Source organism: Ruegeria sp. CJ9 (assembly GCF_056536625.1).
In genome coordinates, this window is sequence record NZ_JBQFPY010000001.1 from 125,904 (window position 1) to 149,321 (window position 23,418).

Annotated in this window: 26 protein-coding genes; 9 read left to right on the forward strand and 17 right to left on the reverse strand. The window is 56.4% G+C overall.

The window, feature by feature from the left end; translation table 11 throughout:
* Positions 1-64: 64 nt before the first annotated feature.
* Together rpsI and rplM are read right to left on the reverse strand one after the other, a co-directional pair.
* Positions 65-550: a 30S ribosomal protein S9 gene (gene rpsI / locus ACR0AJ_RS00680; protein ID WP_480739830.1), complete on the reverse strand. Its 486-nt coding sequence runs from the start codon at positions 548-550 to the stop codon at positions 65-67.
* 6 nt (positions 551-556) lie between these two features.
* A complete protein-coding gene (rplM, locus tag ACR0AJ_RS00685; protein WP_170348665.1) occupies positions 557-1,015 on the reverse strand; it encodes a 50S ribosomal protein L13 in 459 nt (152 codons plus the stop codon).
* Positions 1,016-1,252: 237 nt separating this feature from the next.
* Here rplM and ACR0AJ_RS00690 point away from each other — a divergent pair, with 237 nt between their 5' ends.
* Positions 1,253-1,615: a nuclear transport factor 2 family protein gene (locus ACR0AJ_RS00690; protein WP_480646609.1), complete on the forward strand. Its 363-nt coding sequence runs from the start codon at positions 1,253-1,255 to the stop codon at positions 1,613-1,615.
* A gap of 4 nt (positions 1,616-1,619) precedes the next feature.
* Here ACR0AJ_RS00690 and ACR0AJ_RS00695 read toward each other — a convergent pair whose 3' ends face one another.
* Positions 1,620-3,023: an aminotransferase-like domain-containing protein gene (locus ACR0AJ_RS00695; RefSeq protein ID WP_170394003.1), complete on the reverse strand. Its 1,404-nt coding sequence runs from the start codon at positions 3,021-3,023 to the stop codon at positions 1,620-1,622.
* Positions 3,024-3,121: 98 nt separating this feature from the next.
* Between ACR0AJ_RS00695 and ACR0AJ_RS00700 the strand changes: the two genes are divergently transcribed.
* Positions 3,122-3,349 (forward strand): DUF1127 domain-containing protein, encoded by a 228-nt coding sequence (locus ACR0AJ_RS00700; RefSeq protein WP_170348662.1) that lies wholly within the window; start codon positions 3,122-3,124, stop codon positions 3,347-3,349.
* A 56-nt stretch (positions 3,350-3,405) separates the two neighbouring features.
* On the opposite strand, the gene ACR0AJ_RS00705 is transcribed toward ACR0AJ_RS00700, so the two are convergent.
* The gene (locus ACR0AJ_RS00705) at positions 3,406-3,849 is read right to left on the reverse strand and encodes a PaaI family thioesterase (RefSeq protein WP_170358407.1); all 444 of its coding nucleotides are present in this window, start codon (positions 3,847-3,849) and stop codon (positions 3,406-3,408) included.
* A gap of 58 nt (positions 3,850-3,907) precedes the next feature.
* Between ACR0AJ_RS00705 and ACR0AJ_RS00710 the strand changes: the two genes are divergently transcribed.
* The 4 genes from ACR0AJ_RS00710 (at position 3,908) to gluQRS (ending at position 7,817) form a co-directional block, all read left to right on the forward strand.
* Entirely contained in the window at positions 3,908-4,693 is a 786-nt protein-coding gene (locus ACR0AJ_RS00710) for an enoyl-CoA hydratase (protein WP_480739832.1), read from the forward strand.
* 253 nt (positions 4,694-4,946) lie between these two features.
* On the forward strand, positions 4,947-6,287 hold the full coding sequence (gene trmFO / locus ACR0AJ_RS00715; RefSeq protein ID WP_480643760.1) for a methylenetetrahydrofolate--tRNA-(uracil(54)-C(5))-methyltransferase (FADH(2)-oxidizing) TrmFO: 1,341 nt from the start codon (positions 4,947-4,949) through the stop codon (positions 6,285-6,287).
* Between the two features lie 37 nt (positions 6,288-6,324).
* Positions 6,325-6,939 (forward strand): class I SAM-dependent DNA methyltransferase, encoded by a 615-nt coding sequence (locus tag ACR0AJ_RS00720; protein ID WP_170409786.1) that lies wholly within the window; start codon positions 6,325-6,327, stop codon positions 6,937-6,939.
* The gene (gene gluQRS, locus ACR0AJ_RS00725) at positions 6,936-7,817 is read left to right on the forward strand and encodes a tRNA glutamyl-Q(34) synthetase GluQRS (RefSeq protein ID WP_480739833.1); all 882 of its coding nucleotides are present in this window, start codon (positions 6,936-6,938) and stop codon (positions 7,815-7,817) included. Before ACR0AJ_RS00720 ends, gluQRS begins: the two co-directional genes overlap by 4 nt.
* A gap of 5 nt (positions 7,818-7,822) precedes the next feature.
* Here gluQRS and hisI read toward each other — a convergent pair whose 3' ends face one another.
* The gene (gene hisI / locus ACR0AJ_RS00730; RefSeq protein WP_170358401.1) at positions 7,823-8,212 is read right to left on the reverse strand and encodes a phosphoribosyl-AMP cyclohydrolase; all 390 of its coding nucleotides are present in this window, start codon (positions 8,210-8,212) and stop codon (positions 7,823-7,825) included.
* 48 nt (positions 8,213-8,260) lie between these two features.
* Between hisI and ACR0AJ_RS00735 the strand changes: the two genes are divergently transcribed.
* Positions 8,261-8,713, forward strand: a complete 453-nt coding sequence (locus ACR0AJ_RS00735) for an iron-sulfur cluster assembly scaffold protein (RefSeq protein WP_170393997.1) — start codon at positions 8,261-8,263, stop codon at positions 8,711-8,713.
* Positions 8,714-8,772: 59 nt separating this feature from the next.
* Entirely contained in the window at positions 8,773-9,411 is a 639-nt protein-coding gene (locus ACR0AJ_RS00740; protein ID WP_170348654.1) for a MarC family protein, read from the forward strand.
* 185 nt (positions 9,412-9,596) lie between these two features.
* On the opposite strand, the gene ACR0AJ_RS00745 is transcribed toward ACR0AJ_RS00740, so the two are convergent.
* From ACR0AJ_RS00745 to sciP, 5 genes are all read right to left on the reverse strand, one after another.
* Positions 9,597-9,719: a hypothetical protein gene (locus tag ACR0AJ_RS00745; RefSeq protein WP_264187059.1), complete on the reverse strand. Its 123-nt coding sequence runs from the start codon at positions 9,717-9,719 to the stop codon at positions 9,597-9,599.
* Positions 9,720-9,830: 111 nt separating this feature from the next.
* A complete protein-coding gene (recG, locus tag ACR0AJ_RS00750; protein WP_480739835.1) occupies positions 9,831-11,921 on the reverse strand; it encodes an ATP-dependent DNA helicase RecG in 2,091 nt (696 codons plus the stop codon).
* Positions 11,918-14,044 carry an NAD-dependent DNA ligase LigA gene (gene ligA, locus ACR0AJ_RS00755; RefSeq protein WP_425080672.1) on the reverse strand — a complete coding sequence of 709 codons (2,127 nt, stop codon included), beginning with the start codon at positions 14,042-14,044 and terminating at the stop codon, positions 11,918-11,920. Before ligA ends, recG begins: the two co-directional genes overlap by 4 nt.
* A gap of 119 nt (positions 14,045-14,163) precedes the next feature.
* A complete protein-coding gene (gene ctrA / locus ACR0AJ_RS00760; protein ID WP_170348651.1) occupies positions 14,164-14,880 on the reverse strand; it encodes a response regulator transcription factor CtrA in 717 nt (238 codons plus the stop codon).
* 82 nt (positions 14,881-14,962) lie between these two features.
* Entirely contained in the window at positions 14,963-15,256 is a 294-nt protein-coding gene (gene sciP, locus ACR0AJ_RS00765) for a CtrA inhibitor SciP (RefSeq protein ID WP_170348650.1), read from the reverse strand.
* Positions 15,257-15,385: 129 nt separating this feature from the next.
* Here sciP and mnmA point away from each other — a divergent pair, with 129 nt between their 5' ends.
* Entirely contained in the window at positions 15,386-16,531 is a 1,146-nt protein-coding gene (mnmA, locus tag ACR0AJ_RS00770) for a tRNA 2-thiouridine(34) synthase MnmA (RefSeq protein WP_480739836.1), read from the forward strand.
* On the opposite strand, the gene ACR0AJ_RS00775 is transcribed toward mnmA, so the two are convergent.
* The 7 genes from ACR0AJ_RS00775 to bamA all read right to left on the reverse strand — a co-directional run bounded on the left by ACR0AJ_RS00775 (position 16,528) and on the right by bamA (position 23,344).
* Positions 16,528-17,109 (reverse strand): cadmium resistance transporter, encoded by a 582-nt coding sequence (locus tag ACR0AJ_RS00775; protein ID WP_170358391.1) that lies wholly within the window; start codon positions 17,107-17,109, stop codon positions 16,528-16,530. The genes mnmA and ACR0AJ_RS00775 overlap by 4 nt on opposite strands.
* Positions 17,109-18,266, reverse strand: coding sequence for a lipid-A-disaccharide synthase (lpxB, locus tag ACR0AJ_RS00780; protein WP_480739837.1), 1,158 nt, complete (start codon positions 18,264-18,266; stop codon positions 17,109-17,111). Before lpxB ends, ACR0AJ_RS00775 begins: the two co-directional genes overlap by 1 nt.
* Positions 18,266-19,060: an LpxI family protein gene (locus ACR0AJ_RS00785; RefSeq protein ID WP_480739838.1), complete on the reverse strand. Its 795-nt coding sequence runs from the start codon at positions 19,058-19,060 to the stop codon at positions 18,266-18,268. The genes lpxB and ACR0AJ_RS00785 overlap by 1 nt, the downstream gene beginning before the upstream one ends.
* A gap of 4 nt (positions 19,061-19,064) precedes the next feature.
* Entirely contained in the window at positions 19,065-19,850 is a 786-nt protein-coding gene (gene lpxA / locus ACR0AJ_RS00790; RefSeq protein ID WP_480646590.1) for an acyl-ACP--UDP-N-acetylglucosamine O-acyltransferase, read from the reverse strand.
* On the reverse strand, positions 19,847-20,320 hold the full coding sequence (gene fabZ, locus ACR0AJ_RS00795) for a 3-hydroxyacyl-ACP dehydratase FabZ (RefSeq protein ID WP_170358383.1): 474 nt from the start codon (positions 20,318-20,320) through the stop codon (positions 19,847-19,849). Before fabZ ends, lpxA begins: the two co-directional genes overlap by 4 nt.
* A gap of 72 nt (positions 20,321-20,392) precedes the next feature.
* Entirely contained in the window at positions 20,393-20,959 is a 567-nt protein-coding gene (locus tag ACR0AJ_RS00800; RefSeq protein ID WP_170349401.1) for an OmpH/Skp family outer membrane protein, read from the reverse strand.
* 24 nt (positions 20,960-20,983) lie between these two features.
* On the reverse strand, positions 20,984-23,344 hold the full coding sequence (bamA, locus tag ACR0AJ_RS00805) for an outer membrane protein assembly factor BamA (RefSeq protein WP_480739840.1): 2,361 nt from the start codon (positions 23,342-23,344) through the stop codon (positions 20,984-20,986).
* Positions 23,345-23,418 lie beyond the last annotated feature (74 nt).

Sequence of the window (23,418 nt, forward strand, 5' to 3'; positions counted from 1 at the left end):
TGATTGCCCAAAAGAAAACGGTCGCAATTTCTTGCGACCGTTTGAAATTTGTATATTGCAGCGATTAACGCTTGGAGAACTGGAACGAACGACGCGCTTTGCGCTTACCGTATTTCTTACGTTCCACAACGCGGCTATCGCGGGTCAGGAAGCCAGCGGCTTTCAGTGCGCCACGCAGCGACGGATCGTACAGTTGCAGCGCTTTCGAGATGCCGTGCTTGACCGCACCGGCCAGACCGGTCAGGCCACCGCCTTTGACGGTTGCGACAACGTCGAACTCACCTTCTACACCAGCAACCTGGAACGGCTGGCGCAGGATCAGCTGCAGAACGGGACGAGCAAAGTACTTGTCCTGATCCTTGCCGTTTACGGTGACCTTGCCGGAACCCGGCTTGATCCAAACGCGGGCAACAGCGTCTTTACGCTTACCGGTGGCGTAGGAGCGGCCCAGCTCGTCACGCACGGGTTCACGCACGATGACTTCTTCGGCCACGGTTTCAACGCCTGCGACGGCGCTCAGCTCTTCGAGAGTATTGATCTGATCAGCCATCGGTCATTAGCTCCGGGTGTTTTTCTTGTTCATGGACTTAACGTCCAGAACTTCGGGCGCTTGCGCCTCGTGGGGATGCTCGGCACCGGCGTAAACGCGCAGGTTGGTCATAACCTGACGCGACAGGCGGTTGCCCGGCAGCATACGCTTGACCGCTTGGGTCACGACGCGCTCGGGGTGTGCACCCTCGAGGATCTGCTGCTTGGTGCGCGACTTGATGCCGCCCGGGTGGCCAGTGTGCCAGTAGAAGTTTTCTTCGCGCTTCTTACCGGTCATCTGGATTTTGTCAGCGTTGATCACGATGACGTTGTCGCCCATGTCCATATTCGGGGTGAACGACGCTTTGTGCTTGCCACGCAGGCGCATGGCGACGATCGAGGCAAGACGGCCCAGAACAACGCCCTCGGCGTCGATCAGGATCCATTTCTTGTCGATGTCTGCAGGTGTTGCAGAAAAGGTTTTCATGGCAGGATAGTCCTGTTTGATGTGAAAGACCGCCCCAAATCAGAGCGGCCCGAATTCGATGGAGCGTATTTAGAGGCCCCTGCGGCGCAGGTCAACAACACTAATCTCTTTTAAATATAGTAATATCAATGCATTATAAAATAGGTATTATTTTACCCCACGATTAAGCCCCTTTACCCCTGCCCCGCCTCGCTCGCTATACTGAATAAGCAAGTCGACTCAAGGAGCGTGAATACTATGGAGTGGCAACAAACCATCGCTGACTACGGCGCATCCTGGCAAGAGACGGACCCGGATAAGCGCCTTGTGCTTTTGACAAAGTGCTTTGCTGAAAACGGCCGCTATGTCGACCCGACTGCCGAAGTGAATGGCCGCGTGAACCTGTGCGATCACATTGGCGAAGTTCTACAGAGTTCTGGTGGACGTGTTGAACTGACAAGCGAACCGTCCAACCATCACGATGTTGTCCATTTCACTTGGCACATGGTTAGTCCAGAAGGCAGTATCGTTGTGTCTGGTCACGATTTTGTTCGTTTGGATGCCGGGGGTAAAATATCCGATTTGGCGGGTTTCTTTGGTGATCCGACCCCACTGAATTGAACGATTAAACACTGATCTGTTCCGGCGGATTGTCCAGCAGACGCCGCAACCTGTGCATCGCATCCTCAAACCGCTCCAGGGACACATGCCCGTTCATGGCTATACGAACCGCATTTGGGGCCCGTCCGTCCCGCAGAGCGAACTCATCGGCAGACCGAAGCTGTATCCCCTCTCGTTCAGCCGCACGGCTGAAGGCTGCGGCGCGCCAACCCGAAGGCAAGTTCAGCCACACAAAAGGCACATCCGGTGCCCAGTTCAAATCGAACCCGCCCAAGGCGTTGACCGCAACGCGAACATATTCACCCATTCGAACCCGCACGTCCCTTGCAATCTGCAGCGTACGAGGATCAGACAGCAGCAACCTGGTCAATTCCGCCAACGGCTGCGCCAAACCAAAGTACCCGTATTCCGCCGAACGCCGCAGGTCGACGCTCCGCTCACGCGGGGCAATGGCAAACCCAACACGCAGCGCAGGTGTCAGAGTTTTCGAGATTGAAGATACATGCCACCCCCGTTCCGGTGCCAAAGCACGAAAGCTGGGTTCACGAGCGTCGCCCATGCGATAACAATCATCCTCGATGATCTGAAGGTCAAAGCGCCGGGCCACATCGACAATTTCTTTCCGACGTTCAAGCGGTGTATGCGCGCCGGTCGGATTCTGTACCTCTGGTGAAACGCAGATGGCTTGTGCTGGTGTCTGGCGCAGGACATGTTCCATCGCGGACGGATCGACGCCCCACTTATCCATTTTCACGCCAACCACATCAGCGCGCATCAATTCCCCGGCCCGGCGGAACCCGGCATAGGAAAGGTCTTCGACCAGAACGACCGGTTTTGGCCCCCGCAGGATTGTTTGAAACACAAGGCACAGCCCATTTTGCCCCCCATGCGTCAGCACAATATCGTCATGCGACAATGCACCCAAAGGTAGGTCAGACAGCCACTCCACCACCGCCTGCCGCATGGGTTGATAGGCGTCGCGGGTCGGGTAGTTCAAAAATAGACCCGGATCAGCCTGGGCCACTTTTTGCAGGCACTCCCGGATTAGCGAGACCTGCCCAACATCCGCCAATCGTGGGCTGAACAGGCTGACATTGGCGTTGTACTTGTTGTCTTGCAAATGCAGCTGACGGGCCCAGACATCATCCAGGATTGGCGATTTGGGCGGGGCGACAAATGTACCACGCCCGACCTCGGCGTGTAACAATCCCTCATCCGTCAAAATCGTATAAGCCCGCGCAACTGTGCCCGGCGTGATTTGTAACCGATACGCCAATTCACGCACTGGGGGCAGCTTTGTCCCGACCTCCAGCAACTTGTTATCAATCGCTTTTCTGATTGTATCAGCGACCAGAGTATATTTCGGCCCCTTGGATTTTGGCAGCGATTCCGGCCAAATTGTATCCATTACAATTCTTCCTTTGATTTTGGCACAATCCTGAATGTATCAAGCACATATACCGAACACTTTAACTTTGTGTCAATACAATTTGAAAGGATACCCTGATGACACGCTCGATGCACAACCCCGCCCTCTTGCTGCTGAACGACAGCCCCCGGCTGCCGCTGATCGCCGCGCTGGCCGTGCGGTTTGCGGCGACGGTCACGAAATGGGAACGTCAACGCCGTAGCCGGCTCAATCTGTCCAAGCTGGATGACAGGCTTCTTAAGGATGTCGGTCTGACAAGATATCAGGCTCGTCAGGAATTCACCCGCCCATTCTGGCAGGGTTGAGTTTTCCCCAGTCCCTTGATGGGACCTCTTCCTGGCCGGGCTTCGCCCGGCCTTTTTTATCCGAAGGCCGCCGCGGCCGATCCTTCGGGAGGTAATGAATAGGTCATCGTGGCGCGCGCGACGGGTTTGTCCGACCCTTCTGAAAACATCAGCACATCCCCAACAGCCAGACTGCGGCCCAGCTTTAGCAGTCGACATCGGGCAATAATATCTTTGCCGCCCTCGGGTTTTCTTAGAAAATCCAAGGAGCTGTTCGTGGTAACGGCCAAAGATTGGCGTCCCTTGCGCGCCAGGATCATCGCATAGACACTAACATCCGCCAGCCCGAACATGGATGGCCCTGAAACTGTACCGCCAGGGCGCAGATGGCGATCTTCGACAACCAAACGCATCTCGATCGAGTCCTCATCCAGCTTTTCCACGACGAAATCCCGATGTACCTGTGGGAAGATTTGCCGCAGATATTCCATCAGGTCTTCCCGGCTCATGGCCAATGACATGCTTCCCCTCCTCGACTTGCCGACCTAGAGTTGGCCCAACATCGCTACGGAGGGCAAGATGGCAATTTTGGAACGTAACGACACAGGCGCAGTCGCCACACTGACAATGAACGCGCCCGATCGTCTGAACGCCCTGAGCGACGAAATGCTGGCTGCCCTGCAATCCGAGTTCGACAGCCTGCGCGATGACAGCGCGATTCGGGCGGTTATCCTGCGCGGTGAAGGCAAAGCGTTCTGTGCGGGTCATGATCTGAAACAGATGACAGCCGGACGTCAGGCCGAAGACGGCGGCAAAGCTTATTTCCAGGGCTTGTTCGCTAGATGCACCGAGATGATGCTGTCAATCCGGTCCCTGCCCCAACCGGTCATCGCACAGGTCCACGGTATCGCCACCGCTGCGGGATGCCAGTTGGTCGCCACCTGCGATCTGGCCGTCGCGGCTGAAGGTACGCGGTTTGGCGTGAACGGTGTGAATATCGGTTTGTTCTGCTCGACACCGATGGTTGCCCTCAGCCGGAACATTTCGCGCAAGCGCGCGTTCGAGATGCTGACGACTGGCGACTTTATCTCGGCCGAAACCGCAGCCGAGCTGGGTCTGATCAATCGCGTCGTGCCCGAAATGCTGTTGGAGCATGAAACCGTGTCGCTTGCCGATCAGCTTGCGGCCAAATTGGGTTCGGCTGTGAAAATCGGCAAACAGGCCTTCTACAAGCAGCTGGAAATGCCTCTGGAGCAGGCCTATGACTATACCGGAGACGTAATGGCGCAGAATATGCTGCATCGCGATACCGAAGAAGGCATATCCGCATTTATCGAAAAAAGGCCGCCGAACTGGCACCAATAAAGCGATTATTGTCAACAATTTTTACGATTGTTCGCAATTTTGCACTTCCCAAAAGGGCGACACTGTGGCAATGCTGGGACAGGGCTATGGCTCTAGATACACTTTTTGGGTCGCCGTGGGCGGAAGGTCCCTCCAAGCTGGTTTCTCTCACCGGCGTCGACATTCCCGCAGCGGCGACCCCAAAATTCCCTTAAATTCTTAAACTAAGCGGCCTGTGTTGCGTTGCACGGTTCACTGTCCTATGTGGCAGCGCATGACACAAAAACTGCATATCGTGGGCGGCGGCATGGCCGGGTCCGAGGCCGCCTGGCAGGCGGCGGAAATGGGCGTAGATGTGGTGATCCACGAAATGCGACCCAAAGTAGGCACCTTTGCGCACCAAACTGGCAATCTGGCCGAGATGGTGTGTTCGAACTCTTTCCGCTCAGACGATGATGAACAGAACGCCGTTGGCTTGCTGCATTGGGAAATGCGCGCCGCGAATGGCCTGATCATGACAACGGCGGACGCGCACCGGCTGCCCGCGGGTGGTGCGCTTGCTGTAGACCGCGATCCTTTTGCCGAGGCGGTTACCGCCAAACTGCAGGCCCATCCGCGTATCGAGGTTACAGGGGAAGAAGTCACCGCCCTGCCCGATGACGGCCACTGGATCTTTGCCACTGGTCCTTTGACATCGGCAACATTGGGTGACTCCATCCGAACCGAAACGGGTGCAGAGTCCCTTGCATTTTTCGACGCCATTGCCCCGATTGTCTATGCCGACAGCATCGATATGAGCAAAGCCTGGATGCAATCGCGCTATGACAAAGGCGAGACCGAGGAAGAACGCACCGCCTATCTGAACTGCCCAATGGACCGCGATCAGTATGAGGCATTTATCGACGCTCTGCTGGCCGCTGACAAAACTGAGTTTCACGAAGGCGAAACGGCGGGGTATTTCGACGGCTGCCTGCCGATCGAGGTGATGTCAGAGCGTGGTCGCGAAACGCTGCGCCACGGCCCGATGAAGCCGGTCGGCCTGACTAATCCTCATCAGCCTGACGTCAAACCGCATGCGGTGGTGCAACTGCGCCGCGACAATGCCCTTGGCACGCTGTTCAATATCGTCGGCTTTCAAACCAAGATGAAATATGGCGCGCAGACCGAAGTGTTCCGCATGATCCCCGGTCTGGAAAACGCCAGCTTTGCGCGGTTGGGCGGTATTCACCGCAATACGTTTATCAACTCTCCGACGCTTTTGGATGCGCAGATGCGGTTGAAATCGAAACCAAATATCCGTTTTGCGGGGCAGATCACCGGGGTCGAGGGTTATGTCGAAAGCGCGGCGATGGGCCTGTTGGCCGGTCGTCTGGCCGCGGCCGAGATTCTGGGCCGGACCCTGCCCGAGGTTCCGCAGGACAGCGCCATGGGCGCCCTAATCCACCACATCACCGGCGGGGCCGAGGCCAAGACTTTTCAGCCCATGAACGTCAATTTCGGCCTATTCCGACCTGTCGAAGGGCTAAAAGGCGGTCGGCGCGGTCGCAAGGACCGCTACAAGGCTTATACGGATCGCGCCAAGGCCGAGTGGACCAACTGGCTGGAGCAGTGTTGACTGGACGCTGTTGGTTCATGCAGCGTAGTATCTGTGTATGAGCGATAAGTACCTCAAAGACGTCTATAATCTGGACACCCCGCAAGAGACGCATGCGCACTATCAAAAATGGGCGTCCTCCTATGATGCCGAGGTTGGCGCGCATGGCTATGCTACCCCCGGGCGGGTGGCCGAGGCGTTATGGTCAAAGCTGCCCGAGCCGCAAACACCGATCCTGGATTATGGCTGTGGCACCGGATTGTCCGGTGTAGCTTTGCGTGCGGCGGGTTTCGAAGTGATTGACGGCGTTGATCCAACTCCGAAGATGCTAGAAGGCGCTCTGGCCAAGGGGGTCTATAGAAGTCTTTCAACCTTTGAGATCACCAATCCCGATCCGTTGGATCAAGGAGCCTACAAGGCGATCACCGCAATCGGTGTCATTGGGGTTGGCGCAGCACCGCCCGAGGTTTTCGATATGCTGATGCGCGCGCTTCCCGAAGGTGGCCTGCTTGGCTTTTCCTTTAATGATCATGCGCTTGAGGACGTCTCTTACACTTCACGCTTGAATGATTGGCTTGATATGGGAGCAGCTCGGTTGCTGTTTCGGGAATACGGTCCTCACCTACCAGGAATGGACCTTAAGTCGGACGTGTATATCGTTGAAAAAGCGTGATTTTTAAAACCCGATTTGCGCCGTCTCCCACAGGTCCGCTGCATCTGGGACATGCGTATTCAGCGATGCTCGCCCATGATCTGGCCGGGTCTGAAGACGGTCAATTCCTGTTGCGGATCGAGGATATCGACCAATCTCGATCGCGCCCCCACTGGGAAGAACAAATTTATGATGACCTGCGGTGGCTTGAGCTGTGGTGGCCTGAACCCATCATGCGTCAGTCCGACCGGTTGGCAGTATATGACAGAGCATTGGATGAATTGTGGTCGCGGGGCCTGCTTTATCCCTGCACCTGCAACCGCAAAGATATCGCCGCTGCGGCCAGTGCCCCACAAGAAGGTGCACCGCTGCAAGGGCCTGATGGGATCATTTACCCTGGGACGTGCCGTGGCAAACGTCGAGACACACAACGTCCCACGGACATTCCTTTGAGATTGGATATGGCCGCTGCAGGCCGCGTGCTTACGGGTTCAACCCAACCCGGTGCAAAAGTCGGCGCATTTCACGAATCCGGCGCGGGACCAAATGGAGAGACGGGCACCATCCCGTTTTCTTTAGGCGAACTGACAGACACAATCGGCGACGTCATCCTGTCGCGCCGCGATATGGGAACGTCTTATCACTTGTCAGTGGTCTTGGACGACGCCGCACAGGGTATTACCCACGTTGTACGCGGACAGGACCTGTTCGAAGCGACTCGTATTCATGTTGTGCTGCAAGCCTTGCTGGATCTACCGACACCACAGTACCTTCATCACCGGTTGATCCGCGACGATGTAGGAAAACGTCTGGCCAAGCGTGACGACGCGCGGGCGATCTCGAAATACCGGGCCGAGGGGGCGTCGCCAGCAGATATCCGGGCGATGGTTGGACTGTGAACCGGTTACTCCATGGGTGACATCAGCTCGACCTCGTCGCCGTCTCGTACCGCGGTATAGAAACAGGTCCGGCGATTTGTATGGCACGCAGCACCGGTTTGACGCACTAGAACCAGCAAACAATCGCGGTCGCAATCAAAGCGGAAATCCACCAATTCCTGCACATGGCCCGAGGTTTCGCCCTTGATCCAAAACGACTGACGCGACCGCGACCAATATGTGACGCGCCCGGTTTCCAACGTCTTCTCAATGGCTTGAATATTCATCCAGGCCATCATCAACACTTCGCCCGAGCTTGCATCCTGAGCGATGGCAGGGATCAGCCCGGCCTCATTAAACTTCAGCGAGGACGGATCAAACGCGACGGTGGCAGACATGAGAAAAACCTTTTGCATCCCGGTAGATGCTCACTATGTATGGGGAACAGACAACGAGGGAAAGTCATGTCCGGCGAGAACGACCTGATAAAGCTCTATTCCGGCCGCATTCTGGCGCTGGCTGCGGATATTCCGCATCTGGACAGGCTTGAGAATCCTGATGCTACGGTGAAAAAACGCTCACCCCTGTGCGGGTCGACGGTGACCGTGGATGTGAAGATACAGGACGGCAAGATCTCGGAGTTCGGGCAGGACGTCAAAGCCTGTGCCTTGGGCCAGGCTTCGGCCTCAGTCGTGGGCAGTGCCATCATTGGGGCGACTCGGGCGCAGGTGGAAACTGCACGCGATCAATTGGCCGCCATGTTGAAGAAAGACGGACCCGTACCTGATGCACCATTTGATGGGCTCGAAGTTCTGATCCCTGCGCGGGACTACAAGAACCGCCACGCATCGATACTGCTGGCCCTGGAGGCCACCGCCGAAGCGATGCGGCAAGCTGAACAGGCAAATTGCGCATAACATTGGAATTTTTGCGGGCAATCCGGTTTAATCATCCCGCATGATGTCGGGGGGATTGGATGGAAAAATTGCTTGAACACTTTGTTACACTCTGGGTCGTAATTGACCCGATTGGCACAATCCCTGTCTTCATAGCCGTCACAGCGGGCCTGACTGCAGCGGCCCGTCGCAAAACCGCCCTGCTCGCCGCTCTGGTCAGCGCTGGTGTCCTTCTGTTCTTTCTGATTTTCGGCCAATTGCTGATCGAGGCGCTGGATATCGGACTGAATTCGTTTCAGGTCGCTGGTGGTATCATCCTGTTCCTTTTCGCGCTGACAATGATCTTTGGCGAAAGCAAACAAGTCGTCGAACAGCATGAAGCTGAAGAGGAAATGGAGATTTCCGCCAACAAACCTAATCCGGCGATTTTCCCGTTGGCAGTGCCATCCCTGGCGTCACCCGGTGCTATGCTGGCAATTGTCATTCTGACCGACAATAACCGTTACAGCGCCGCGGATCAGGGTATTACGGCGCTGGTCATGCTGTCCGTTATTCTGATTTCGTTTGTTCTGATGCTGCTGGCGGACCCGATAATCCGTGTAATCCGTTCTTCGGGTGCGGCGATTATCAGCCGGGTCATGGGAATGATCTTGGCTTCGGTCGCAGTGAATTCCGTTCTGTCCGCGCTTCTTGAGATCATGAAAACCGGGCAGTTATAAGAAAAAACCGCCGCACCTTCCGGGCGGAAAGGGCGGCGGCAGGTTGTGCGTGTCTCGCGTGGGGTCCGCATAGCCGCACGGGGCCGAGGCAGGCCCCTCAAGGGAATTGGGACAGGCAGGTCACCCTTGACTGAAATGGGGATGACAGCGCGGTATGATCGGCACGAGATCGCAGGCAGAAAGGCTTAGAACGCTCCGGGCAGGTGCAGGGCAACCATTAGCATGACCACCAAAGACACGGCCCCCACAGCATCCTGCAAAATCGTCGATTGCGAACGGCTCAGGGCGGTCTTGATCTGGGTCAGCATGGTCTCACCTCCGGTCGAGATTTAATCCTTTGTTGACCTTTTGTTCTCATATTTTGATGAGTCGGTAAAGAACTTTTTGAGAACATTTGTGAACTTAGTGGAACAAAATTTCTAACCTACTGAAATCAAACGGATTGCCTTATCCTGTTTCATAAGCCACAGCAGAACACGTGCCGCCTGCCCCCGGTCCGATTTCAAACGGGGATCAGCAGACAGTAACGCACGGGCATCAGTCTGCGCTGTTGCCATCAACCCAGCCTGACGTTCCAGGTCCGCAATCCGGAACTTCGGCAACCCGGATTGCGCTGTCCCGATCAAATCACCCGCACCACGCATCTGCAGATCAGTTTCCGAAATACGAAACCCGTCTTCGGTTTCGCGCAGTACTTCTAATCGTTTGCGTCCTCCTTCACTGAGCGGAGGCTGATACATCAACAAACAGGTTGAATCCGCCTCGCCCCGCCCAACGCGACCGCGCAACTGGTGCAGTTGCGCAAGCCCAAAAATCTCAGCGCGCTCTATGACCATGATTGAGGCATTTGGCACGTTGACCCCAACCTCGATCACGGTTGTGGCGACCAGTACCTTGGTTTGCCCGTCCTGAAAGGCCTTCATGGCAGCATCTTTATCGACCGATGGCATCTGGCCATGCACCAACCCGACCACTCCTTCGCCCAGAATGGCGCGCAAGCGTTTGAAACGCTCTTCGGCCGCCGTCAGGTCTAAAACTTCGGATTCGTCGACCAACGGGCACACCCAGTAGCACTGGCGCCCTTCATCAATCGCGCGACGTAGGTGCGAAACGACATCGTCCATACGATCTGTGCTGATGATGGCCGTTTTGATAGGTTTTCGTCCCGGCGGTTTTTCGTCCAGCACCGAAACATCCATATCGCCATATTGCGCCAAGGCCAGACTGCGAGGGATCGGAGTGGCGGTCATCACCAGCACATCCGCGCCCTGCCCTTTTTCCGACAACTCCATTCGTTGCCGAACACCGAACCGGTGCTGTTCATCGACAATCGCAAGCCGGAGCGCCCTGAATTCAACATCGCTTTGAAATACCGCGTGAGTTCCGACCAGGATTTGAATATCGCCATTCTTCAGCGCTGCCAGCTTTGCACGTCGTTCCGCGCCCTTGTCCCGGCCAGTGAGGATTTCCAGCACGACCCCAGCCTCTTCGGCCAACGGGCGCAATCCCTCCAGATGTTGCCGGGCCAGAATTTCGGTAGGCGCCATCATGACGCCCTGGCCTTTGGCCTCGACCGCGATGAGCAAGGCCATAAAGGCCACCAGGGTCTTGCCCGCACCCACGTCGCCCTGCAATAACCGGTTCATACGCGCGTCCGAGGCCATATCGCCAGCGATGTCGTCAATGGCCCGCAGCTGCGCTTTGGTAGGTTGATATGGCAGGCTGGCAAGAACCTTGGCCTGCAAAGCCCCCGTTCCGACACTGACCAGACCCCGCGCTTTCCGCTCTCGCTGACGGGCCAAGGCCAACGTCAATTGATGCGCAAACAACTCATCATAGGCCAGACGTTCCCGTGCCGGAGCATGAGCAGCCACATCATCTGCCCCCTGCGGGTTATGCGCAGCTGCAATTGCAGTGGCCCAGGCTGACCACCCTTGCTTAGCCACCAGGGTGGGATCGATCCATTCAGCCAATTCCGGGGCCCGCGCCAACGCGCTGCGGGCAGCCTTATAGGCCGTTTTCTGTGTGATCCCCTGTGTCAGATGATACACCGGTTCAAAATCCGGAATTTCCTGCGCCTCTTCCACAGGCACCATATGATCCGGGTGGACCATCTGCGCCATGCCATCGAACAGTTCGAGCTTGCCCGAAATCACCCGCCGTGAACCTTCCGGCAAAATACGCTTCAGGTAGTCACCGCGCGCGTGAAAGAACACCAACTGGAAATCTGCCTGGCTATCCTCAACATGCACCCGGTAAGCGCCGCCCTTATTGCGGGCGGGCCGGTGCGTACCAACAGTCACTTCAACTGTCAGAGTGGTCGGCAGGTCAACACCCTGAATCGTATCGCGCCGACGGCGGTCAATGACGGCATATGGCAGGCTGAACAGCACATCGCGCGGCGACTCCGTCCCCGCTTGGGTCAAGACCTGAGCTGTCTTCGGCCCAACCCCATCCAATGTTTCCAACCCCGCGAACAGAGGAAACAGGCTTTCTGGGCGCCCGCTCATGCGGTTCCGATCAGCTGCAACCAACCATCCTCATCCAATGTTTCAATACCCAGTTCGGCGGCTTTCTTTGCCTTGGAGCCAGCACCGGGGCCGGCAACCAGAATGTCTGTTTTCTTGCTGACCGAACCCGAGACTTTAGCCCCTAATGCCTCGGCGCGGGCCTTGGCCTCAGCGCGAGTCATCTTTTCCAGCGTGCCCGTGAAGACGACCGTTTTGCCTGCGACCGGACTGCCGGCTGTGTCGGGGCGTTTCGCCTCCTGTATGTCCAGCTGGGCGACCAGCGCATCAATGCTGGCGCGCTCGGCCTTTTGCGCGAAGGCTGATATGAGAGCGCGGGCCATAACCTCGCCGACGCCATCCACGCCCAACAAGTCGTCCCATTCGGGGCCTTCGAACCCCGCCGCAGAGGTAATGGCGCGTTCAAAGTCACCCCAGTTTCCATAGTGTGTCGCGATCAGGTTCGACGCGGCCTCACCCAAATGGCGGATGCCCAGTGCAAACAGTAGCCGACCAAAGGGAATTTTTCGTTTCTCGTCGATGGCCTCCCACAGGTTACCCGCACTTTGCGCCCCCCAGCCTTTGCGATTGGCCAGTTTGTTCAGGTTTGCCGCGTCGCGTGTCTGCAGGGTGAAAATATCGACCGGCGTTCTGACTGGCAGATCCGGGTCATCGTAAAACATCTCGATCTGCTTGGCGCCCAAACCTTCGATGTCGAAGGCCTTGCGAGAAACGAAGTGCTTCAGCTTTTCAACCGCCTGTGCCGGACAAATTACACCCCCGGTACAGCGGCGCACTGCGTCGCCCTCTTCGCGGACCGCGTCGCTGTTGCATTGGGGGCAGGTCTTGGGGAACTGAAACGGCTCTGCCCCTTCGGGTCGTTTCGAGATATCGACATCGGCCAGTTTCGGGATCACATCACCGGCGCGGTATACCTGCACCCAATCACCGACCCGAATATCCTTGCCGTCGCGGATAGTACCACCTTTGGCGTCACGACCCGCAATATAATCTTCGTTGTGCAAGGTGGCATTCGACACGACCACACCACCCACTGTGACCGGGTGCAACCTGGCAACCGGGCTGAGCGCCCCAGTGCGGCCAACCTGAATGTCGATCGCTTCAAGTCGGGTCCAGGCCAGTTCTGCAGGAAACTTGTGCGCAATCGCCCAGCGGGGGGTTGTGGAGCGGAACCCCAGACGCCCCTGCAAGGACAGATCGTTCACTTTGTAGACGACGCCGTCGATATCATAACCCAAGGTGGATCGTTGGGCCTCGATTTCGCGGTAATGCGCCAGCATCTGATCCGTCGTTTCACACAGCTGGGTCAGGGAATTGGTGGCGAAACCAAGACCGCGCAACCGGTCAATTGCCTTCATTTGGGTTTCTGCCAACGGTTCGGACAGCTCACCCCAGGCATAGGCAAAGAACCGCAATGGACGGGATCGCGTGACGGACGAATCCAATTGCCGTAAGGAACCCGCAGCCGCGTTTCGTGGATTGGCGAAAGGCTTTTCTCCTGCCTCTTCCTGCCGCGCATTTAGCTTTTCAAAGTCTTCATGAGACATGTAGACCTCGCCCCGAACTTCCAAAATGTCCGGCGCATTTTCCAAGGCTTGGGGAATATCTGAAATCGTCCGGGCATTTGCCGTGACATTTTCACCAACTTCGCCGTCTCCGCGGGTGGCCGCCTGAACCAATTTGCCCTTCTCATACCGCAAGGAAAGCGACAGACCGTCAATTTTAGGTTCAGCCGTGTAAGACAAAGGTTTAGATGCTTCCAACCCGAGGTACTTTCGGATTGAGCGGTCAAAATCCTGCACGTCTTCGTCGTCGAACGCATTGCCCAGCGACATCATGCGAACAGCATGGGTAACTTTCGAAAAACCGTCAGACGGGCGAGCGCCGACTTGATCCGAGGGGCTGTCGGCGCGCTTTAGTTGCGGAAACCGCGTTTCGATTTCAGCATTTCGACGCTTGAGCGCATCATATTCGGCGTCCGAAATCTCGGGGGCGTCTTCGCCGTAATACAGCGTGTTTGCCCGCGCCAACTGTTCGGCCAATTGCGCCAACTCAGCGCGCGCGGCCTGTTCGGTCAGGTCAGATACCGGAATCAATTTGCTCATGGCCTCGCCCTGTCACTTAGTCTTGGACTTCAGTGATAGGGCGAGGTCATGGTCAGGTCCAGACGTGCTGTTCAGTGAGTGAAAGCGGTCGCCCCGGACCACGGGCGACCATGTTCAAATCAGGCCCCAACCGCCATCCGCGTTTCGTCAACACTGTTGCTTTGCGGATCACGCAGGACATAGCCCCTGCCCCAAACTGTCTCGATGTAATTTTCACCACTGGTGGCGTTGCTGAGTTTTTTACGCAGCTTGCAGATGAAAACGTCGATGATTTTCAGCTCGGGCTCGTCCATGCCGCCATAGAGGTGGTTCAGGAACATCTCTTTAGTCAACGTGGTGCCCTTACGTAGGCTCAGCAGCTCAAGCATCTGATATTCCTTACCGGTCAGATGAACAGCTTTGCCTTCCACTTCGACCGTTTTGGCATCGAGGTTAACCGCAACGCGACCGGTCTGGATGATGGATTGCGAATGCCCTTTTGAGCGGCGGATGATGGCATGGATTCGGGCCACCAACTCCTCTCGATGGAAGGGCTTGGTCATATAATCGTCGGCACCGAACCCAAATCCTTTTATTTTGCTTTCCGTGTCGTCTGCGCCTGACAGGATCAGGATCGGTGTTTCCACCCGAGCGATGCGCAGTTGCCGCAGGACTTCATGCCCATTCATGTCCGGCAAATTCAAGTCCAGCAGGATCAGATCGTAGTCATAAAGCTTTGCAAGATCGATACCTTCCTCACCCAAATCCGTTGCATAGACGTTGAGGTTTGCGTGTGTCAGCATCAATTCAATGCTTTTGGACGTAGTCGGATCATCCTCGACAAGAAGTATACGCATTTACTGCTCCAATTCGGGTCAATTTACCAATTCAAATTGAGCCTGCTCAAAAATGGTTAATCTGACGTTACCGTTGAATCATTTATTCCCTTTCACCCTTAGGTTGTCGATATTTTTTTAACGCAGTCACTTTCAAAGCGTCCGTTCCGTGTTCAGCAACAGCGGCAACCCAGGCGTTAAATTCCTCATCACTAAGGCCGTATCGCTTTTTAGCGTCTGACAGTGTGATCAGCCCATAAACCACCCCCCGCACGACGATTGCCTTGCGCGATGCGACCCAGCGTGTCGTATCCCTTGGCGGCAGATCGGCGCGCGATAAAACCGTTCCATCCGGTAGGGTTATGGATCTTGGACCCTCAACTTTGTGCAAAAACATTTTATGACCCTCTTCGTGCTGCGACAAAGCTGACACCACCCTACTTAATGCTGAGTGAAACCGCCCCTTGAGAGTGTGTAGAATTTTCCTATATTCTGCCGGTCTTTCTTAACCCGCACTGGAATCATCATGGCCCTCGCTGCCGAGACCCAACTCAATTCGCTTGGCTTTGCCAAACCGCCCTCGGAAACGCGGGTGGTTGTTGCCATGTCCGGTGGCGTAGACAGCTCTGTCGTGGCGGCCCACCTGGCCGACCAGGGCTATGACGTGGTTGGTGTAACGCTACAGCTTTACGATCATGGTGCAGCGCTGGCCAAGAAAGGTGCTTGCTGTGCGGGGATCGATATCCATGACGCACGCCGTGTGGCCGAGGAACGCGGATTTCCGCACTATGTTCTGGATTACGAGAACATCTTCAAAGACGCGGTGATCGACGAGTTTGCTGACAGCTATCTGGCAGGTGCTACTCCGGTGCCCTGCATCCGCTGCAACGAACGGGTCAAATTCAAGGATTTGCTGGAGACCGCCAAGGATCTTGAGGCCGACTGCATGGCCACCGGTCACTATATCCAGCGCAAAATGGGTCCCAATGGGCCAGAGTTGCATAGCGCCGAGGACGCGAACCGCGATCAGTCCTATTTCCTGTTCTCGACCACGCCCGAGCAGTTGGATTTCCTGCGTTTCCCTCTGGGCCACCTGCCCTCGAAGGACGCCACCCGCGAGATGGCCGCGCAATACGGGCTGGCCGTGGCGGACAAGCCGGACAGTCAGGACATCTGCTTCGTGCCCAACGGCAATTATGCCAGCGTCATCGAAAAACTGCGCCCCGGTGCGGCAGAACCCGGTGAGATCGTGCATGCGGACGGTCGTGTTCTGGCGCAGCATAACGGCGTGATCCACTATACCATCGGACAACGCCGCGGTCTGGGCATCGGTGGCCTTAGCGAGCCATTATATGTCGTAAAACTGGACGTGGATGCGAAACAAGTCGTTGTTGGCCCCAAAGAAATGCTGGCCACCCGAACCATTCCTGTGCGTGAAATCAACTGGCTTGGGGATGAACCCTTCACCTCACGAGATGAATGGCATGTTCTGGTCAAGGTCCGCTCGACCCGCCCCCCGCGCGAGGCGATCATAAGACCTTTGTCCGATTCCACGGCAGAGGTTGAGCTGTTGACGCCCGAAGAAGGTGTCTCACCCGGTCAGGCCTGTGTGTTCTACGCGTCGGAAGGCAGCCGTATCTTTGGCGGCGGCTGGATCTGGCGCGGGTACTAAATCGCGTCCGTCCACGAGTTGCTAAGGATATAGAGCCCGGCGCAAATCATCACATAGGGAACCAACCGTTCCAACCGCCGGGCCAGCGTGCCGCTCATGAACGGCGCTTTTGCCCCTAACAGCGCAACAGTAGCCAGACCAAGTGCTGCCAGCACGGCCCCGATGACACCAGCCGTTCTAAACGTGGGGGCCGAGTCGGCCAGCAAAGGCGCAAGGACGGCAAACGTATCCATCGACAGGCTGATGAACAGCAGCGTGACCATGATCACCGACGCCCCGGTATCCAGATTTGCGTGCGTTTCAGTCTCGGTTCCCCGCCTTTGTCGGATCAAGGCTAAGATGCCCAAACTCAGAGGTATCAGACCCAGATACCCGGCCCAGTGCGGCACGACATCCTCAACCCCCAACGCCAGCAAAAGCGCTGCGCTGATCACGACCCCCTGCGCAAGCAGAAAGCCAAAGACCGCGCGTTTGGCCCCCGACACCAGCGATAGCGCCAGCAGCGCCGCCAGATTGTCCAGATTGGTCAGAATCTGAGCCATAAAGGCAGACAGTCCGAACAGCACGAAATCCAGCATTACGGAGTCATCCGATCAAGAACGGCTCGGGCAGCCCTCAAACCGGGGGCCTCACCTCCGCGCCCCAGACGTTCCATCGTGAGGGTCATGGCATCGCGCTGCGCATCGGGGGCAGTCGCGACCTGTTTCAACGCCTCTGCTATCTGTTCAGGCTGGCAATCATCTAGCAAACACTCGGGGACCGTTCGGGTCTCGGACACCAGATTGACGAGCGTTACAGTATCCAGCTTGACCATCCGCTTGGCAATCAGAGTGGTTAGCCAGTTCAGATTATAGGCTATCACCATAGGCGTCGATTGCGCGGCCAGTTCCAACGAAACCGTCCCCGAAGCGGCGAGCGACAACTCTGCCGCCGCAAACGCGACCCGCTTTTGTGCTTGTGCCTGATCCGAAGGCATCTCGCGCGGATCGACGACAACAGGGTTTCCGGGCCAGCTTTGCATATGCTCGATGACGGTATCCACCATATGCGCAACCGCGGGCACCACAATACGTGCGCACGGCCGTTCATTCAGATAAAGGCGCAGCGCCTCACCAAAGATCGGAGCCAGACGCTCAATCTCGCCTCCACGCGAACCAGGAAGCGCCAGTATGATCGGTGCGTCGCCCAGATCGTAGGTCGCGCGAAAATCCTGGATATCCTGATCCGAAGCTATCGGTTCGTTGGCCACCGGATGACCAACGAAATCACACTCCATCCCCGCACGTTCCATATAGGGCGGTTCAAATGGTAGCAACGCCAGAACTTGGTCGATCACCTTGGCCATCTTGCCCGCGCGCCCGGGGCGCCATGCCCAGACACTGGGGGCGACGTAATGCACCGTTCTGATATTACTCTGCGCTTTTACCTGCTTGGCGACGCGCAGTGAAAAATCCGGGCTGTCGATGGTAATCAATACATCGGGCTGCGTATCCAGAATGGCCTGAGCTGTTTCGGCAATCCGGCGTTTCAGGTGAAAGAACTTGGGCAAAACCTCAACCAGCCCCATCACCGACAGTTCGGCCATCGGAAAGCGGCTGTCCAAACCCTGCGCCTGCATCAGCGGTCCGCCAACGCCATCGAACTGGATATCGGGTACAAGGCTGCGCAACCCTTCCATCAAGGCGCCGCCCAAACGGTCGCCCGAAGGTTCACCGGCGACCAGGAAGACTCGCATCAGATCGCCCGCTCGCGCACATACAGGAACAGGCCCAGACGGTTGCATTCGTCGATCACACGATCCTGTTGCAACACGATCACGCCACCTTTTTCGATGACAATACCCGCCAGCCCAGCTGCCACCGCACCAGAAACGGTCCCAGGGCCAATGGTCGGCAAGTCAGCACGTCGGTCCTGATCGGGTTTCGGCGCTTTGAACAAAACGCCACCCCCCGCATCCGGTCGTTGGGTCAAGGATTGAAGCATCCAATCTGTGCCGTAGATGCTTTCGACCGCAAGCGCCTGCCCTTTGGACACCGCACAAGCCTGACCGATATCCGCAGCTCCCATGGCCCGCAGAATACCCGCTGCCCTGTCTGCATCGGACCGTTCAGCCTCGGATGGCTGCGTTTCGGTAAGGCACCCTAGTTCCGGCAGTAACGCCGGGGCAATTTCGTGAGCGGCACGAACGGTCAGTCCAGAGTTTTCGAATATGCCGATCACGGCGCGCAATGCCCCGTCATCCCCGGATATCATCGCCTGTTGCAGTACTGGAACAAGAGGCATCGTGGCCGCATCAATCCGCGATGGATCGATAGCGGGACGGCGCACCGCGCCAGCCATGCAGATCTGGGTCACGCCGCGCGCTTTCAAATCCGCAAGGAAGCTTCCCAACTGTTCCAATGGAAAGACGATATCCGCAGTCAAAGTGTCCGGTGTGAACCCTTCCATCGCACAAATCAGAGGGCGATCGGAAAGTTGGTCAACCACTTCGCCCGGCAATGCGCCTGTTCCAGCAATCAATGCCAGCATCGACCTATTTCCTCGGCGTCAGGAACGAGCGATCGGATTGCCCGGTCACGAAATCCACGATCCGCTGCACATATTCGCTTTCGTTGTCCACACCTACACGGTGCGCGCGTTCCATAAACGTGCCATCGCCAGTCGACAATTCGCGGAATGCAGCACGCAGGGCCGAGATATCCTCGCGCGAGACACCGCGCCGTTTCAAGCCAACCAGGTTCAGTCCGTCCAACTCACCCCGAGGCGCCTGAACCAGGCCATATGGGATCACGTCATTGGGCACCATAGTCAGTGCGCCGATGATCGCGCCACGGCCCACGCGCACCCATTGATGCAGGCCGGAAATTCCGCCCACGATCACATCATCCTCAATGACACAGTGACCTGCCGCGCCGGAATGGTTCACCATGATCACACGATCTCCGATCTGAACGTCATGCGCCACGTGCACACCTGCCATCAAAAGACAATCGTCGCCGATCCGGGTCACACCGCCGCCGCCCTCGGTTCCGGTATTCACCGTCACATGTTCACGAATGCGGTTACGCTTGCCGATCTCAAGCCGCGTATCCTCACCCCCGAACTTCAGGTCCTGCGGAATTTCTCCGATCACCGAGAAATTGAAGATCACGGTCTCATCACCGATCTGGGTTTCGCCGGTCACGACAACATGGGACTTCAATTCGACCCGGTCGCCCAGCTTAACCTGACTGCCGACAAAACAGAACGGCCCGATGATGCAGTCTTCACCGATCTGCGCACCGTCTTCGATGATTGCGCTTGGGTGAATGCCGCTCATGTTGTCTTTTCCATGTCCCAGTCGACATAGGCCGAAAATTCGGCTTCGGCTGCGACTTCGCCATCAACCGTCGCCCGGCCGCTGAATTTGAAGATCTTGCCACCCTTCTTACCCCGCACGGTTTCCACGTGCATTTCAAGCACATCGCCAGGGATCACTTTGCGGCGGAATTTGCACTTGTCGATGTTCATGAAATAAATCAGCAATTCGCTGTCGATCACGTCCATACCGACGCCCAGCATCACACCTGCAGTTTGCGCCATCGCTTCAACAATGGTCACGCCGGGCATGATCGGCGTTCCGGGAAAATGGCCCTGAAAATGTGGTTCGTTCATTGTGACATTCTTGATGCCAACGGCCGATTGATAACCCGAGATATCAACCACCTTGTCGACCAGCAGAAACGGATAGCGATGCGGCAAGATCCGTTGGATCAACTGGATGTCGGCGCTTTTGGTTTCCGTGCTCATGGTGTTGTAGTCCCATTCTGGATTTCTGTTTGCGGCGTGGTTAGCAATACCGCGCCCTAAGGGCAAGCAAACCTATTCACTGGCCCCATTTTCAACGGCGCTGCCGTCGCCGATCGCCGCATTGATCCGCGCAATGGCGGCATCGGTAATATCGGTTCGATCCGAACTGAGGAAAACGCTGGATCGTTCAATAATGATGGAAGCGCCGGATTCGCGTAGCAAGTCAATCAAAACCGGCCGTGCAAGTTCCAGAAACATCTGCCGAGCCTCTTCACTACGTCGTGCCAACACGTCCAGTTTTGCGCGCTGCCCCTCCCGATGCGACTGAACCTTTTCGTCAAAGGCATCGGCCAGGGGGCGAAATTCTTCGGCTGTCATGGTCGCACGCTGTTCCGTCAGAACCTTTTCCTCTCGGCTCAGCTCGGCCACGATCCGTTCGTTTTCTTCCCCTAAAAGAACGCCTTCGGCCTCGATCTCTCGCAGGACACGTTGACCAAAGGCAGATTCAGCAAACAAACGCTCGCTGGACAACGTCACCACGCTGCTTTGCGGAACCCCCAATTGTTGGGCCGCTACTGGCTCCGAAAAGACAAGGGTCAGAAATACACACAGGGCCCATAAAGGGCCCTGCAGTTTCATGAACACAGTTTTCAACATTCAGGATCAGAACCGAGCCTGAACCGTCAGGTCGAAGTTCTGCTCTTTGTCAAAGTCTTCCTTTTTCAACGCTTTCGAGAAGTTGAAGCGCAGCGGACCAAACGGCGTTTCCCACAGAACCGACACACCTATTACGTGGCGGATCGAGCCGTCTTCGCCGACGATATTGGCACCGGTCGTATTGACGTCGTTAAGATTGTACAAGTTACCAAAGTCGTAGAACACGCCGCCACGCAGGCCGAATTCTTCGGGCAGACCCAGCGGGAAATCCGACTCCAAACGCGCAACCCAATAGTAATTGCCCCCGATCGCGTCATCCTGTCCGTTGGACAAGTCGCGCGGACCAAGACCCGCGGGCTCGAACCCGCGGAAGATGCTGGGTCCCAAAACAAAGCGGTCGATAGTGCGGCTGAAATCATCACCTCTCCAGTGCAGCGCACCGACTTCCATCGACGCACGCAGAACAACTTCTTCGTTCCAGACACGTGTCTGGGCGACACCACGGGCCGTCGTCTTGAAGTATTCGTTGTCGCCGCCCAGTCCTGCAGCATCGATACCGGCCTCAAACAGGACGCCTGCATTCGGGTTCAGACCTCCGATCCGGCTGTCATAAACGTACGAGAGACCCAGAGAACTGGTGGTACGCTCACCCTGATCGATTTCCGACGAAATGACTGCACCGTTAGTTTCGTCACCTTGCTGGGTCATTTCGCTGTTTTGCCAACCATAGCGCAGACGCAGGGATGACAACTCGCCAATCGCATAGCTCAACTGAGGCCGGAAGAAGAGTGTCTCGGTGTCATAGCTGGCAAAGCTTGAATTGGTCGTCGACAGGCCCAATCCCAAGTCAAACCGAAGTTTGCGCCCTAGCAGGTAAGGTTCCGAGAAGTTCAACGTGTACTGTTCGGCATCCTGGGCAGTCGACAAATTGACGCCAATTGTTTGCCCGCGTCCCAGGAAGTTAGATTCCTGAAGGCCAATCGCAACCCCGAAACCATCAGAAACCGAGTAGCTACCACCCAGGCTTAGCGAACCCGTCGGCTGTTCCTCTACATCCACATCCACAATCACCTGGCTGGGCGAAGACCCTTCGCGCGGTTCGACATCGGCCGCAGCAAAGAAACCCAAGGCCCGGATACGTTCGGCGGCCTGACGGATCTCACGCGGGTTAAAGGGGTCGCCTTCCACCGTATCGAATTGACGACGGATCACGCGGTCAAGCGTGGTTGTGTTGCCTTCGATATCGATCCGCTCGACAAAAATCCTTGGGCCTTTGGTCAGAACAAACTGCACATCCAGAGTCAGGTCACGTGCGTTGCGCGTCACGCGCGGCTCCACACGCAGGAAATCGACGCCCTGCTTGATGCCGAGACGTTCCATCCGCGCAATCGAGTTTTCGATCAGCATCGGAGTGTAAGTCACTCCCGGTCGAATTTTCAGTGCATCCTGATACGGAGCAGGATCCACACCCGGAATTTCGCTGACAGTGCTGATCTGCCCAAATGAGAATTTTTGACCTTCGGTGATGTTCATCACCAAGAAGAAAGCGTCGCGCTCGCGAGTGAATTCCACATTTGCGCTGTTCACGCGGAAATCGACATAACCACGCGACAAGTAGAAATCCCGAATGACCTGTTTGTCGAATTCGATCCGGTCAGCAATGAAAGTATCGCTGCTGACAAACGTCCGCAGGATATTCGCCTGTTTCGATTCCAGAACCCTGCGCAGGCGCCGGTCAGAATAAGCTCGGTTGCCGACAAAACTCACACGCTCGACTTCGATCGTGGTCCCTTCTGCGACCTCGAATACCAGATCGACACGGTTGTCACTGCGGCGAATGATGCGGGGAATGACCGTTGCAGACACCCGTCCCTGAGACGAGTAGATCTCGGCGATCAGGTCGGCGTCAGCCTCCGCGACTTGCGGTGTAAAGACGCGGCGTGGCTCTGATGAGATCGCTTCAAGCAGCACGTCATCTTTTACGCGGCTGTTACCTTCAACGCTGATCTGATTGATTGTCGGATATTCTGCAACTTCGATCACCAGCGTGCTGCCACGCGGCGTCAATTCGACTGTCTCAAAAACACCACTGTCAAGCAAACGCTGATAGGCATCGTTCAATTCGCCCGCTGTGACCGACTGGCCCGGCTCGATTCCTGTACGTTCAATAATGGTGGAGGTTTCGATACGTCGGTTGCCTTCGACATCGAACGAATTAAAGACGAAATTTTGCGCCCACGCGGCCTGCGGAAACGGTACAAAACCTACCAATGTAAGAAGGAATATTAACGTTAGTGACCGCCACAAAATCTTGTTTTTCGGCTTCTGCCCACCGCAGGATGTGCCCGCGCCTCGCCTATCAGTCATATTTTTCACTACCCAATATTTTTGGACTTTAAAGCTGATTAGCGAGAATATTTAGCCTTGTCAAAAGACCAAAA